Below are 14,242 nucleotides of genomic sequence, written 5' to 3'. Positions count from 1 at the left end.
TCGGGGCGGGGTGGCTACTGGTCGGGTGGGACCCCGTCGCTGTTGTCGTCGTCAACAAGGTGGAGGCAACTGGCCGTCATGGGCAGACCCTCGGGACTGACGTCGCGGGTGCCGGCGGCGTCGACGAGCACGCGGTAGCCGTGTGGGGTCGACCAGAGATACGTCCCGGGTTCGATCACGGCGTAGCGCCACGGGGTGTGGGTCTTCAACCGGTGATGGCTCCGGCAGAGCGGGGCGATGTTGCACGAGCAGGTCGGCCCCCGGTCGGGGTCGGCCTCGTCGAACGGGACCACGTGGTCGTGGTCGCAGCCCCGGGCTGGTCTGGTGCACCACGGGAACACGCAGTGGCCGTCGCGGTGGTCGACCAGGGTCTTGAGCCGGTCGGGGACCTCGTACTGATCGACCCGGACATGCCCGGCCAGGTCCAGGACCGGCTTGACGGTCACCGTCGCGTCGGGGTGGCCACACCACGCCCGGATCGTGTCGGCGTCGATCGGGGTGCGGGTGTTCTCACACCGCCCCACCCGGCCACCGGCCTCGCCGGTGAGCGCCTGCTCGGAGAGGTGCAGGAACAACGTCACCGGCCGCTGCGGGCCAGCGGTCGGACCCTCGGGATCACTGTCGTAGGAGAGGGCGAGCTGGGTCCGGGACATCTCACCCAACGCGGTCGCCCGCCGGGCATCCAGCGACTCGGTCGACCCGGCGAGCCTCAGCTGCTCCGCCCCCGCCGCCAGCGCCTGGTCCAAGTGGAGGGCGTCGGCCAGGTCCAGCTCACCGGTGACGGCGACGGTGCCGGTGAAGGACACCTGATCGGTGTGCACCTGCACGTGGCGGGTGTCGGGCACGTCGGGGTGGGGGTTCTCCGGGTCCTCCCGCTCCACCCCCTCACAACGGATCTTCGCTTCCAGGACCAGCGCGTCCAGCTGGGAGACCGACACCCGACCGACCACGGCGGCGACCTGACGGTCCACGAACCCCGCCCCCGCCCGGGACAGCGTCATCGTGGCCTCGGCGACCCGGCGGGCCCGCCACACCGGCACCCGGCCCTCCTGCACCAGCCCCCACAACCCCGGCAGACGGTGCGCGAGCTCGAGGGCATGCCCGATCAACCGCCGCCCGGCATCGGTGGACAGCCCCAGGGCGGTGGCGAACTCCGCCACCGCGAACTCCGCGATCTCCGGGGCACCCGCCCCGGCCAGCGGCAGCACCTGGCCGGCCTCCCACCACGACGCCGCCTCACCCAGATCGGTGGGCTCATGCATCGAGGCCCACTCCACCGCCGAGGCCAGCAGCCCGGCCTCACCCCACACCACCGCCCGCTGGTGGTTGCGGGCAGCCGACAACACCGCATCCGGCGACCCCGGTGTCGGGACCCCCGCGCGGTGATCGGCTGACTGGCTCATGACAACAACCCAACCAGGCGCCACCGACAATCACGCCTGCTCAGACCCCCGTCCGTCCCACTGGTTGAGACGATATCCAAAGAAACTTTCGACCCGATCCAAACCCCGGGATCCACCGCCGGATCCACGCCTCGCCCGGGGCCCCGGAGCAGACCCGGAAGCCGCCGAACCCGCCGCAACCCCAGCGGCGCTCCCGCTCGTCACCGCCAAGAACCGCAAGCCCAGCAGACCCGGCAGCCGCCGCACGCCAGTGACCACACGATCGCGCTGGGCGACCTCCTGCCGCCACCACCGCCCACTTAGGCGACCCTTACTTGAATCGCTCCAGGCAATAACGTCACACTGGTGTTGTGGAATTCGGCGTCGCGACCCCTCAGGGTGCCCAGGCACCTCACCCGGAGGACGCGCCGACCCGCGAGCGGGTGGCCCGCTCGATCCTCGAGAACGGTCCCAGCTCGGCGGCCGACCTGGCCGAGCGGCTGGGCCTGACCGCGGCCGCCGTACGCCGACACCTCGACCACCTGGCCGCCGAGGGCACCGTCGAGGCGCAGCAGCCGAAGGCGCAGGCCAGCCGGGGGAGGGGCCGACCGGCTCGGGTCTTCGCGCTGACCGAGGCCGGTCGCGACCGCTTCGACCAGCAGTACGACGACCTCGCGGCGCAGGCCCTCCGCTTCCTGGCGGAGACCGCCGGCCACGACGCGGTCGTCGAGTTCGCCCGGCGCCGGGTGGCGTTCATCGAGCGCGACTACGCCCGGGTCGCCGAGACCCACCCCGACCTGAGCCCGGCCGAGGCGCTGGCCCGGGTCTTCACCGACGAGGGCTATGCCGCGAGCGCCCGCGGGCTGCCGGTGATCGGCGACCAGCTGTGCCAGCAGCACTGCCCGGTCTCCCACGTGGCCCACGAGTTCCCCGAGCTGTGCGAGGCCGAGACCGAGGCGATCAGCCGGGCCCTCGGCACCCACGTCGCTCGACTGGCGACCATCGCCCATGGCGACGGCGTCTGCACCACCTGCATCCCCAGCGCTCACCACACCGACGACCACCGGAAGGGGACGTCCGCATGACCTCCATCGAAGAGCTCAACCCGGGACTCGAGGGGATCGGCCGCTACGAGTTCGGCTGGCACGACACCGACGTCGCCGGCGCGAGCGCGCAGCGCGGCCTCAACGAGGCCGTGGTCCGTGACATCTCCGGCAAGAAGAACGAGCCGCAGTGGATGCTCGACCTGCGCCTGAAGGGCCTCAAGCTCTTCGACAAGAAGCCGATGCCCACCTGGGGTGCCGAGCTCGGCGGCATCGACTTCGACAACATCAAGTACTTTGTCCGGTCCAGCGAGAAGCAGGCGCAGACCTGGGAGGACCTCCCCGAGGACATCAAGAACACCTACGACAAGCTGGGCATCCCCGAGGCCGAGAAGCAGCGGCTGGTGGCCGGCGTGGCCGCACAGTACGAGTCGGAGGTCGTCTACCACTCGATCCGCGAGGACCTCGAGGAGCAGGGCGTCATCTTCCTCGACACCGACACCGGGCTGCGCGAGCACGAGGAGCTCTTCAAGGAGTACTTCAACACCGTGATCCCGGTCGGCGACAACAAGTTCGCCGCGCTCAACACCAGCGTCTGGTCGGGCGGCTCGTTCATCTACGTGCCCCCGGGCGTGCACGTCGACATCCCGCTGCAGGCCTACTTCCGGATCAACACCGAGAACATGGGCCAGTTCGAGCGGACGCTGATCATCGTCGACGAGGGTGCCTACGTGCACTACGTCGAGGGCTGCACGGCCCCGATCTACTCCTCCGACTCGCTGCACTCCGCGGTGGTGGAGATCATCGTGAAGAAGGGTGGTCGCTGCCGCTACACCACCATCCAGAACTGGTCCAACAACGTCTACAACCTCGTCACCAAGCGCGCGGTCTGCGAGGCCGGCGCCACCATGGAGTGGGTCGACGGCAACATCGGCTCCAAGGTGACGATGAAGTACCCCGCGGTCTACCTCATGGGCGAGCACGCCAAGGGCGAGACGCTGTCGATCGCGTTCGCCGGCGAGGGCCAGCACCAGGACGCCGGCGCCAAGATGGTGCACGCCGCGCCGCACACGTCGAGCTCGATCCTGTCCAAGTCGGTGGCCCGCGGTGGCGGGCGGACGTCGTACCGCGGGCTGATCCAGGTCAACGAGGGCGCCCACGGCTCGAAGTCCAACGTGCTGTGCGACGCGCTGCTGGTCGACCAGGTCTCCCGATCCGACACCTACCCCTACGTCGACATCCGCGAGGACGACGTGTCCATGGGTCACGAGGCGAGCGTGTCGAAGGTCAGCGAGGACCAGCTGTTCTACCTCATGTCCCGAGGCATGGAGCAGGACGAGGCGATGGCGATGATCGTGCGCGGCTTCGTCGAGCCGATCGCCAAGGAGCTCCCGATGGAGTACGCCCTCGAGCTCAACCGGCTCATCGAGCTTCAAATGGAGGGCGCCGTGGGCTAGGGCGGCAAGCCGCCCGGAGCCCACGCCGCCCGGCTCCGCGAGGCACAGCCTCGCGTCGTGTGGTTGCGGTGGAGATCCCCTAGACGAGATGGAAAGAGCACAGGAGTGACTGTCACTGATTCGGTGCGATCCGCGCTCGAGATGGAGCGCGTGGAGTCCCACCTGCACCCGGAGGGGTCGTTCGCGGTCGCGGACCACCCCGTGCCGACCGGCCGCGAGGAGGTCTGGCGGTTCACGCCGCTCAAGCGGCTGCGCGGGCTGCACGCCGACGCCCCGCTCGACGGCACCGACCTCGAGGTCACCGCGCAGGTCGGCCCGGGCGTCACCGCCGGCTCCGTGGCCGTCGACCACGACGCCCGCGGCTCGTCCGGCCTGGTGCCCACCGACCGGGTCAGCGCCCGCGCGTGGGAGGCCGCCACCGCCGTCTACCTCGTCGACATCCCGCAGGAGGCCGAGGTCGCCGAGCCGACCGTCGTGACCCTGCGCGGCCTGTCGGCGGCGCGAGCGGCCGCCGGTCACCTGGTCATCCGCGCCGGGGCCTTCTCCCGCGCCACCGTGGTGGTCCGCTTCGAGGGCTCCGCGACGTTCGCCGAGAACGTCGAGGTCGTCGTCGGCGACGGCGCCTCGCTGACCGTGGTGTCTCTGCAGGACTGGGCCGACGACGCGGTCCACCACTCCACCCAGCACGCCAAGGTCGGCCGGGACGCGACGCTCAAGCACGTCGCGGTCTCCTTCGGCGGCGACGTCGTGCGTCATGACTTCACCGCCGAGTACGCCGGCCCCGGCGGCGCCGTGGAGGCCCTCGGCCTCTACTTCGCCGACGCGGGCCAGCACATCGAGCACCGCCTCTTCGTGGACCACACCGCCCCCAAGACCCGCAGCCACGTGGTCTACAAGGGCGCGCTGCAGGGCGAGAAGGCCCATGCCGTGTGGATCGGCAACGTGCTGATCCGCAAGGTCGCGGAGGGCATCGAGACCTACGAGGAGAACCGCAACCTGGTGCTCACCGACGGCTGCCAGGCCGACTCGGTGCCCAACCTCGAGATCGAGACGGGCGAGATCGAGGGCGCGGGCCACGCGTCGGCGACCGGCCGGTTCGACGACGAGCAGCTGTTCTATCTCCGCTCCCGCGGCATCGACGAGACCGAGGCTCGCCGGCTGGTGATCCACGGCTTCTTCCACGACCTGATCCGCAGGATCGACGTGCCCGCACTGGAGGACCAGCTGGTCGCGACCGTCGAGGACGAGCTGGCCAAGACCGTCGGCGGAGGTGATGTCTGATGGCCTTCGAGCGCGCCTGCTCCCTGAGCGACCTGGTCGACGGTCGGCCGCACGCCGTGACGGTCGACGACCAGGACCTGGCCGTGGCCGCCGAGGCCGGCGAGGTCTTCGCGGTCGAGGACCTCTGCTCGCACGCCTCGGTCGCGCTCAGTGAGGGCGAGGTGGCCGACTGCACCATCGAGTGCTGGCTGCACGGCTCCACCTTCGACCTGCGCACGGGCAAGCCCACGGTGCTGCCCGCGACCGAGCCGGTGGCGACCTTCCCGGTGGAGGTCCGCGACGGCGAGGTCTATGTCGACGTGACCCGCACCCTCAACGGGGTGACCCCCGGCTGAGGCCGGCGTACCTCCCCACGACATCGAGACACCCGAGAAGAGACGAGAGAACACACCTGATGAGCACGCTGGAGATCAAGGACCTGCGCGTCTCGGTCGACACCGAGGACGGCGCCAAGGAGATCCTCAAGGGCGTCACGCTGACCATCCGCGACGGCGAGACCCACGCGATCATGGGCCCCAACGGGTCCGGCAAGTCGACGCTGGCCTACTCCATCGCCGGCCACCCGAAGTACACCGTCACCGACGGCACCGTCACCCTCGACGGGCAGGACGTGCTGGCGATGACCGTCGACGAGCGCGCCCGGGCCGGGCTGTTCCTCGCGATGCAGTACCCCGTCGAGGTGCCGGGCGTCTCGGTCGCCAACTTCCTGCGCACCGCCAAGACCGCGATCGACGGCGAGGCGCCCAAGCTGCGCACCTGGGTCAAGGACGTCAACGCCGCCATGGAGCAGGCCGGTCTCGACCAGACCTTCAGCCAGCGCAGCGTCAACGAGGGCTTCTCTGGTGGCGAGAAGAAGCGCCACGAGATCGCCCAGCTCGAGCTGCTCGACCCGAAGGTCGCGGTGCTCGACGAGACCGACTCCGGCCTCGACATCGACGCGCTCAAGGTGGTGTCCGCCGGTGTCAACCGGTTCGCCGAGGACGGTGACAAGGCGGTGCTGCTGATCACCCACTACACGCGCATCCTGCGCTACATCAAGCCCGACTTCGTCCATGTGTTCGTGGCCGGCCGGATCGCCGAGGAGGGCGGTCCCGAGCTCGCCGACCAGCTCGAGGCCGAGGGCTACGACAAGTACACGAAGGCTGCAGTCTGACCATGTCGACCGCTGGGCCCCTCGCCGGGCTGCTCCCCGATCTGGAGGTCATCCGCAAGGACTTCCCGATCCTCCACCGCACGCTCGCGGGCGGGCAGCCGCTGGTCTACCTCGACAGCGCCAACACCTCCCAGAAGCCGCAGGTCGTCATCGACACGATGGTCGACCACCTGGAGCGTCACAACGCCAACATCGCGCGGGCCATGCACCAGCTGGGCGCCGAGTCGACGGAGGCGTTCGAGCACGCGCGCGACCGGGTGGCGGCCTTCTTCGGCGCCCCGTCGCGTGACGAGGTGATCTTCACCAAGAACGCCTCCGAGGCGCTCAACCTGGTCGCCAACACGCTGGCCTGGGCGCGCGGCGACTGGTCGGCGCGCGTGGGGTCGTTGGGACCCGGCGACGAGGTGCTGATCACCGAGATGGAGCACCACTCCAACATCGTGCCGTGGCAGCTGCTCACCGAGCGCACCGGCGCGACGCTGCGGTGGATCGGGCTGACCGACGACGGCCGGCTCGACCTCGACGCGCTCGACGAGCTGCTCACCGAGCGCACCCGGGTGGTGTCGCTCACCTGGGTCTCCAACATGCTCGGCACCGTCAACCCGGTCGCCGAGATCGCCCGCCGGGCCCACGAGGTGGGCGCCCTGGTCGTGGTCGACGCCTCGCAGGCGGTGCCGCAGCTGCCCGTCGACGTCACCGAGTCGGGCGCCGACCTGCTGGTCTTCACCGGCCACAAGTGCGTCGGCCCGACCGGGATCGGCGTCCTCTGGGGCCGCCGCGACGTGCTCGACCAGCTGCCGCCCTTCCTCGGCGGCGGCGAGATGATCGAGACCGTCACGATGGAGCGGTCGACGTACGCCCCGATCCCGCACAAGTTCGAGGCCGGCACCCCTCCGATCGTGGAGGCCGTCGGGCTCGGAGCCGCCCTCGACTACCTCGGCCACATCGGCATGGAGGACATCCATCGCCACGAGCAGGCGATCACGGGCTACGCCCTGGACGGGCTGGCGACCGTGCCGGGGCTCCGGATCCTCGGTCCGCTCGACGCGGCCTCGCGAGGCGGAGCGATCAGCTTCGAGCTCGCCGGCGCCCATCCCCACGACGTGGCCACCGTGCTCGACACCCGCGGCATCGCGGTGCGCGCCGGCCACCACTGCGCCAAGCCGGCCCATGCCCGCTTCGGCGTGCAGGCCTCCACCCGGATGTCGTCGTACCTCTACACGACGCCGGCCGAGATCGACGCGCTGATCGAGGGCCTCCACTACACCCGCGACTACTTCAAGCTGACCTGAGGACGACCACCGAGATGACCGCCGAGCTCGACGCTCTCTACCAGGAGATCATCCTGGACCACTACAAGCATCCCCATCACGCGGGGCTGCGCGAGCCCTTCGAGGCGCAGGTGCACCACGTCAACCCGACCTGCGGTGACGAGGTGACGCTGCGCGTCCACCTGGCCGGGGAGACCGTCGAGGACGTGTCCTACGACGCCATCGGCTGCTCGATCTCGCAGGCCGCTGCCAGCGTGATGACCGACCTGGTGATCGGGAAGTCCCTCGACGAGGCGGTCGAGGTGCACGAGAGCTTCTTGGCCCTGATGCAGGGCAAGGGCCAGGTCGAGCCGGACGAGGACGTCCTCGAGGACGGCGTCGCCTTCGCGGGGGTGGCGAAGTTCCCGGCTCGGGTCAAGTGCGCACTGTTGCCCTGGATGGCCTGGAAGGACGCCACGGCCGCCGCCCTGGAGACCGAAGGAGACCCCGCATGAGCACCGCTCACGACGACCTGCCCGAGGTCGACACCGAGGCGATCGGCGCCGGTGTCTCGACGCTGACCGAGGACGACGTCACCGAGGCGATGAAGGACGTCGTCGACCCCGAGCTCGGCATCAACGTGGTCGACCTCGGCCTGCTCTACGGCGTCCACATCGAGGAGGACCACCACGTGGTGCTCGACATGACGCTGACCTCGGCGGCCTGCCCGCTCACCGACGTGATCCAGGACCAGACCCTCAACGCGTTGGAGGATGGTCAAGGATGTCGTCATCAACTGGGTCTGATGCCGCCCTGGGGGCCCGACAAGATCACCGACGACGGCCGCGACCAGCTGCGCGCGCTCGGCTTCAACCTCTGACCCGGACGGCCCGGGTGCCCGAGGTCCTGGTGCCCGCCTCCCGGTGGGAGCGTTGGCTGGCGAACTTCCGGGACCGGCACGGCGAGACCCACCTGGAGGTGGCCGGCGGTGCGCTTCGGGGTCGGCGGTCGACGGTTCGACGTTCGTCGCCCGCCTGCCCTTCGCGCGGTCGTACGCCGGCCCGGCCGAGGGTTTCGCCCGTCGGACCCGCCGGCCGACTGGGGCGTTCTCCTGGTCCGCAGGGGCGGCTTCGCGGTGGCCCGGATGGCCGGCGCGACGATGACCGTCCACAAGGTCGGCCGGCGTCACGCAGGGTCGCACCAAGGCCGGCGGGCAGAGCCAACAGCGGTTCGGCGCGGCGCCGCGCCAACCAGGCCCGACAGGCGTTCGACGCGGCTGCCGAGCACGCCGTCCGGCTGCTCGGCGAGGCGGCCGAGCTCCCGGTCGTGGTGGGAGGCGACCGCGACGCGATCGAGCAGGTCCTCGGGGAGCGCGGGCTGACCGTGCTCCGTCCCGTGGGGCCGTGGCTGGCGGTCCCCGACCCTCGCCGGGCCGTGCTCGACCAAGCCGTCCTCGACGCGCAGGCGTTGGTGGTGGAGGTGCACAACGCCTGAGCGCGGCCGGGACTAGGGTCGAGATGTGAACCCTGTCGAGACCCGCGGCCTGGTGAAGACGTTCGGGGCGACCCGAGCGCTCGACGGCCTCGACCTCACGGTGGCGGCGGGGGAGGTGCATGGCTTCCTCGGCCCCAACGGCGCCGGCAAGTCCACCACCATCCGCGCGTTGCTCGGGCTGCTGCGCACCCAGGCCGGCACGGCGACCGTGTTCGGCCTCGATCCCTGGCAGGACGGCGTGGCCATCCACCGGAGGGTGGCCTACGTGCCCGGTGACGTGAGCCTGTGGCCCAACCTCACCGGCGGCGAGACCATCGACCTGCTGCTGCGCATGCGCGAGGTCACCCCCGACCCGGCGGTGCGGGCCGACCTGCTCAAGCGCTTCGAGCTCGACCCCACCAAGAAGGGCCGCGCCTACTCCAAGGGCAACCGGCAGAAGGTCGCACTGGTGGCTGCCTTCGCGGCGCCGACCGACCTGCTGATCCTCGATGAGCCGACCTCGGGGCTGGACCCGCTGATGGAGCAGGTGTTCAACCGGTGCCTCGCCGAGCGCAAGGCCGAGGGCACCACCGTGCTGCTCTCGAGCCACATCCTCAGCGAGGTGGAGCAGCTCGCCGACCGGGTGACGATCATCCGCGAGGGCAGGACGGTGGAGAGTGGCAGCCTCGCCGAGCTGCGCCACCTGCGACGCACCAAGGTGCAGGCCGAGGTCACCGGTGAGCCACCCACGCTGACCGGGCTGGCCGGGCTGCACGACGTGGTCGTCGACGGTGACTCCGTGACCTGCCTGGTCGAGCCCGAGGGCCTGGTGCCGCTGCTGGAGGCCCTCGCCGCGGCCGGCGTACGCTCCCTGACGAGTACGCCGCCCACGCTGGAGGAGCTGTTCCTCGACCTCTACCGGGGCACGTCATGAGCGCCACCCTGACCGGCGCCTGGGGGATGACCAGGTTCTCGCTGCGTCGCGACCGGGTGCTGGTGCCGGTGTGGCTGTTCCTGCTGGTCGTGGTGGTCTACGCCTCGGCCGCCGCCACCGGCTCGCTCTATCCCACGCTTGCCGACCGGGTCGCCGCCGGGGAGCTGATCAACGCCAGTCCCGCGGCCGTCGCGCTCTACGGACCGATCCTCGACGTGACCAGTCTCGGCGAGCTGGCGATGACCAAGACCACGGTGCTCTACGCGATGTTCGTGATGGGGCTCGGCGTGGTCCTGGTCCGGCGGCACACGCGCACCGAGGAGGAGACCGGCCGCCAGGAGCTCCTGGCGGCCACCGCGGTCGGCCGGCACGCACCCCTGGTGTCCGGGGTGCGGGAGGCGACCCTGGTGATGACGGTGCTGGCCGTGCTCGCGTTCGCGGCCAACGTCGGCGGCGGCCTGCCCGCCGGTGGCTCGCTGCTGTTCGCGCTGTCCTGGTGGGGCTGCGGCATCGTGGGGGTCGGCCTGGCGGCCATCGCCGTCCAGCTGAGCGCCAGCGCCCGCACCTGCGGCCTGGCGGCGACGGCGGCCATCGGCGTCCTCTACCTGCTCCGCGCGGCCGGCGACGGGGGCCCGCAGTGGCTGAGCTGGCTCAGCCCCCTCGGCTGGAACACCCAGCTGCGCGCCTGGTCCGACCCTCGGCCGTGGGTGCTGCTGCTCTATCCCGCGCTGGCCGCCGTGCTGCTCACGACGGCTGCGGTGCTGCGTGGACACCGCGATCTCGGCGGAGGGCTGTTGGCCGAGCGCCCCGGTCCGGCCACCGGCAGCCCGCGGCTGCGCGACGTGCTGGCGCTCACCCTGAAGGTGCATGCCCACGCGCTGGTGGCGTGGACCATCGGCGCAGCCGTGCTCGGAGCGGTGTTCGGGTCGCTGGTGCCCAACCTCGGCTCGATCTTCGACTCCGCGAGCGGGCGCCAGATGCTCGAGCGGCTCGGCGGCACCGGGCCGGTCGAGGACGCCATGCTGGCCGGCATCACCTCGGTCGTGGCCATGGTGCTCACCGGCTTCGCCCTCGCCGTGGTCGCTCATGGTGGCGTGGACGAGAACGACGGCCGCACCGAGCAGGTGCTGGCCACCGCCACCCTCGCGGGGATGGCCTTCGCCTCGATGCTCGCGGTCGCGCTGGTCGGCACCACCTGGCTGCTGCTGGTGACGGGCCTCGCGACCGGGCTCGGCTACGGCGCCCAGGCCGGGCTCGCCGGACCGCTGGGCCGGTCGCTCGGCGCCGCGCTGGCACCTGCCGCCGGCGGCCTGGCTGGTGGGTGCGCCCGCGATGTTCTGTCTGAGCCTCGGGAGTCGATGGGCCCCGGTCGGCTGGGCGCTGCTGGTGGGGTTCGTGACCGTCGGGCTGGTCGGGGAGCTGCTCTCGCTGCCCGGCTGGGTCGTCGGCCTCTCGCCCTACCAGCACATCGCGCCCGTGCCGAGCGAGCCGGTCGACTGGGCCGCCGAGCTGACCCTGACCGGGCTGGCGGTCCTGGTCTGCGTCGCCGCGTGGTTCGCCTATCGGCGGCGCGACATCGGCTAGGGTCCGTGCCGACCTCAGGAGGCCGCCCATGTGGAGTCCGGAGCCGGGGTGGCAGCCGCTGCCCGGTGGCGCGGGCCCGCTCGACCTACGGCGTGTGGCTGGCCACCGAGGGCGGCCGCCGGTCGGTCGTGAAGCGGCTGGTGCCACCCGGGCCGGGTGAGCCCACCGAGCTGCTCGACCCGGGACACTTCGCCTACTGGCGCCGAGAGGCCGACGTGGCACTCGGCCGTGTCGTCGAGGCCACGCCCGGCCTGCGCATGCCGCCGGCCCCGTCGAGGGAGCGAGGACCCCGACGGCGTGACGCTGCGGTCGCCGTACGGTCTCCGACGCGGCCAGCTCCGGGCCGTTCCTCGCCTGGCGCTGCCCGCTTCGCGGGCGCCGAGCTGCTGGAGGGCTGGCCTCGCCCGGAGCCAGCTGCGGGAGAGGCTCCGGGCGTGGAACGGCGCGGCGGCTGGCCCACGCTGGCGCGCACCACCGTGGCCGACGTGGCCGACCACCTGTGGCGACACCGGCGAGTCGCATCTGCCGCGCTCGACGCGCTCCCGAGGTGCCGCTGCACGGCGACCCCACGCGTGCAGAACATCCCGGGCCGCGACGGCGACGACGCGCTGGGGGTCGACTGGGGCTCGCTCGGGCGCGGTCCCGTCGGCGGCGACCTCGGCTACCTCGCGCTCTCGACCCGGGAGGAGCTCGACCCGCTGCTGGACGCCCATCTCGCCGCCCTGCCGGTCGGTCTGGCCGACCGCGACCAGGTGCTGCTCGGGGCTCGGGTCACCGTCGTCTACACCGCGCTCTCCCGCGCGGAGTGGGTGCTGGCGCGCGCGGCCGAGGGCGAGGGGGCGCTGGCGGGCAAGTTCCGGCATCCGTCCGTGGCGCCGTACCTGCTGTCGCTGCAGCGCCAGTTCCCACACCTGGAAGCCCTGCTCGGCTGATTCCCCGGTTCCGCCACGACGGGTGGTCCAGACGGGCTAGCCTGCCGGGGCCGCGGCGGGCCGTCGCGGCGACCTCACGGGGAGGGACTGACCGGTGTCGAGGATTCGGGGACTCGCGCTCGCCGGCCTGCTGGCCGGCTCGCTGCTGGTGGCCGGCTGTGCCACCTCGCCGGCCGACAAGCTGAGCGACGACGTGCCGCAGGCAGTGAAGAAGCCGAACGCCGCTCAGCTGATGCGCTTGGGCCGGCGGTCCCTGGCCGCCTCCAAGAGCGTTCACATCGAGTTCACCGCCGGCACCGGTGCCCACGAGAAGTACATCAAGATGGAGGGCGACAGGCCAGCGTCGGCGCACCCACGGGGAGATCAGCCTTCCGGGAGGCACGGTGGAGTACATCGTGGTCGGTGACCGCGCCTGGGTGACGGGCTCCGGTGACGCGCCGGCGGTCATGCGGCGGTAGGCGGTGTGGCACCGCGGAGCGATGGCTCCGGGCTACGCCGCCGCCACCAAGCTGTTCTCGGAGTGGAGCGTCGACAAGACGGTCGAGGACACCTCAAGGACTGGCCACGCGTTCCCCGCAGCCGCCGTGTGCAGGAGATCTTCACGACGACGGGCCGGCTTTCGGGTGATGGTCCGACACGGCGAACCGTGGGTGTTCTCAGCGGATGGTCACTGGAACGTGCTCCAGGTCGGCACTATCACGGGACCCGGCCGTGCGTCTCTCAGCAGGTGGAACAGGGTCCGGACGGTTGAACCGCCCCGGGCGGGTTGACGCGGGGCTGACGGTTCAGGGAGTGTCGACCGCCCAGGTGTCGCAGGCACGCAGGTCGCCACCGGAGGCGTAGCCCGTCTCGAACCACTTCATGCGTGAGGCCGCCGAGCCGTGCGTCCACGACTCCTCGGTGACCTGGCCCTGCGTCTTCTCCTGGATCCGGTCGTCGCCCACGGCCTGCGCCGCGGCGATGGCCTCCTGGACGTCCTGCCGGGTGAGGTCCTCGACCAGCGGCACGCCGTTGGCGTCCTGGGTGCTGGTGGCGGCCTGCGCCCAGACCCCGGCGTAGCAGTCGGCCTGCAGCTCGAGCCGGACCGCGTCGCTCCGGGGGCCTTGCTGGGTCTTGACCCGGCTCATCGTGCCGAGCAGGTTCTGGATGTGGTGGCCGTACTCGTGGCCGATGACATACGGCTCCACGAAGCCGCCGTCCGGCCCGCCGAGCTGGTCCTGGAGCACCTGCTGGAAGAACGTCGTGTCGAGATAGATCGTCTGGTCGACCGGACAGTAGAACGGCCCCACCTGGGAGGTGGCCTGGCCGCACCCGGTGTTCGTCGACCCGCTGAACGTCTGCATCGTGGCCGCCGCGAACTGGACGCCGTACGTCGGCATGGTGTTGCTCCAGAAGTCGTAGAGCGAGTTCTCCACGGCGATCCGCTTGCAGTCCTCGGAGGCGTTGGCGTCGGCGCCGGTGGTGCAGTCGGCGTAGCGCTCGGTGTCGTCCGGCGCCACTCGGCTGGTGTCGGCGGGGAAGCCGCTGGCGCTCGGACCGCCGCCGCCGCTGAGGTCGATGCCGCCGCACTGGGAGATGACCAGGAACAGGATCACGATGATCACCGCACCCACGCCGCCCCCGGCCATGTTGCCGCCGGGGATCGGGATCTGCATGCCGCCGCCGCTCATGCCGCCGCCGGCGCCACGGCCGGAGTCGTGGACCCGGCTGGTGTCGAGCTTGGCCTTCGGGTTGAAGCGCATCTCGTCGCCTT

14 protein-coding genes are annotated in these 14,242 nt (G+C 71.4%); 12 read left to right on the top strand and 2 right to left on the bottom strand.

From position 1 onward, the window contains the following. Positions 1–14: 14 nt before the first annotated feature. Positions 15–1,403, bottom strand: a complete 1,389-nt coding sequence (locus R2740_RS08355) for an HNH endonuclease signature motif containing protein (RefSeq protein ID WP_371302219.1) — start codon at positions 1,401–1,403, stop codon at positions 15–17. Positions 1,404–1,753: 350 nt separating this feature from the next. Here R2740_RS08355 and R2740_RS08350 point away from each other — a divergent pair, with 350 nt between their 5' ends. The 12 genes from R2740_RS08350 (at position 1,754) to R2740_RS08295 (ending at position 12,895) form a co-directional block, all read left to right on the top strand. Next, a complete protein-coding gene (locus tag R2740_RS08350; protein WP_371302218.1) occupies positions 1,754–2,467 on the top strand; it encodes a helix-turn-helix transcriptional regulator in 714 nt (237 codons plus the stop codon). Next, a complete protein-coding gene (sufB, locus tag R2740_RS08345) occupies positions 2,464–3,882 on the top strand; it encodes a Fe-S cluster assembly protein SufB (protein WP_371302217.1) in 1,419 nt (472 codons plus the stop codon). The genes R2740_RS08350 and sufB overlap by 4 nt, the downstream gene beginning before the upstream one ends. Before the next feature lie 141 nt (positions 3,883–4,023). Beyond that, positions 4,024–5,163: a Fe-S cluster assembly protein SufD gene (sufD, locus tag R2740_RS08340; RefSeq protein ID WP_371302320.1), complete on the top strand. Its 1,140-nt coding sequence runs from the start codon at positions 4,024–4,026 to the stop codon at positions 5,161–5,163. Continuing rightward, positions 5,163–5,498 (top strand): non-heme iron oxygenase ferredoxin subunit, encoded by a 336-nt coding sequence (locus tag R2740_RS08335; protein WP_371302216.1) that lies wholly within the window; start codon positions 5,163–5,165, stop codon positions 5,496–5,498. The genes sufD and R2740_RS08335 overlap by 1 nt, the downstream gene beginning before the upstream one ends. Positions 5,499–5,557: 59 nt before the next feature. Next, on the top strand, positions 5,558–6,316 hold the full coding sequence (gene sufC, locus R2740_RS08330) for a Fe-S cluster assembly ATPase SufC (RefSeq protein WP_371302215.1): 759 nt from the start codon (positions 5,558–5,560) through the stop codon (positions 6,314–6,316). Positions 6,317–6,318: 2 nt separating this feature from the next. Continuing rightward, entirely contained in the window at positions 6,319–7,608 is a 1,290-nt protein-coding gene (locus R2740_RS08325) for a cysteine desulfurase (protein ID WP_371302214.1), read from the top strand. A 14-nt stretch (positions 7,609–7,622) separates the two neighbouring features. Then, positions 7,623–8,081: a Fe-S cluster assembly sulfur transfer protein SufU gene (gene sufU / locus R2740_RS08320; RefSeq protein ID WP_371302213.1), complete on the top strand. Its 459-nt coding sequence runs from the start codon at positions 7,623–7,625 to the stop codon at positions 8,079–8,081. Beyond that, on the top strand, positions 8,078–8,446 hold the full coding sequence (locus R2740_RS08315; protein ID WP_371302212.1) for a metal-sulfur cluster assembly factor: 369 nt from the start codon (positions 8,078–8,080) through the stop codon (positions 8,444–8,446). The genes sufU and R2740_RS08315 overlap by 4 nt, the downstream gene beginning before the upstream one ends. Beyond that, complete coding sequence (locus tag R2740_RS08310) at positions 8,350–9,060, top strand: Vms1/Ankzf1 family peptidyl-tRNA hydrolase (RefSeq protein ID WP_371302211.1); 711 nt, start codon at positions 8,350–8,352, stop codon at positions 9,058–9,060. Before R2740_RS08315 ends, R2740_RS08310 begins: the two co-directional genes overlap by 97 nt. A 25-nt stretch (positions 9,061–9,085) precedes the next feature. Next, entirely contained in the window at positions 9,086–9,973 is an 888-nt protein-coding gene (locus R2740_RS08305; protein ID WP_371302210.1) for an ATP-binding cassette domain-containing protein, read from the top strand. Continuing rightward, a complete protein-coding gene (locus R2740_RS08300) occupies positions 9,970–12,489 on the top strand; it encodes a hypothetical protein (protein ID WP_371302209.1) in 2,520 nt (839 codons plus the stop codon). Before R2740_RS08305 ends, R2740_RS08300 begins: the two co-directional genes overlap by 4 nt. A 94-nt stretch (positions 12,490–12,583) precedes the next feature. Beyond that, positions 12,584–12,895 carry a hypothetical protein gene (locus R2740_RS08295; protein ID WP_371302208.1) on the top strand — a complete coding sequence of 104 codons (312 nt, stop codon included), beginning with the start codon at positions 12,584–12,586 and terminating at the stop codon, positions 12,893–12,895. A gap of 379 nt (positions 12,896–13,274) precedes the next feature. Here the strand turns inward: R2740_RS08295 and R2740_RS08290 are convergent, their stop codons facing one another. Next, entirely contained in the window at positions 13,275–14,231 is a 957-nt protein-coding gene (locus R2740_RS08290; RefSeq protein WP_371302207.1) for a neutral zinc metallopeptidase, read from the bottom strand. Positions 14,232–14,242: the final 11 nt, after the last annotated feature.

The organism is Nocardioides sp., from assembly GCF_041393715.1.
Lineage (GTDB): Bacteria > Actinomycetota > Actinomycetes > Propionibacteriales > Nocardioidaceae > Nocardioides.
The sequence above is the reverse complement of the archived record's forward strand: the minus strand, read 5'-3'. Positions and strand labels throughout refer to the sequence as shown.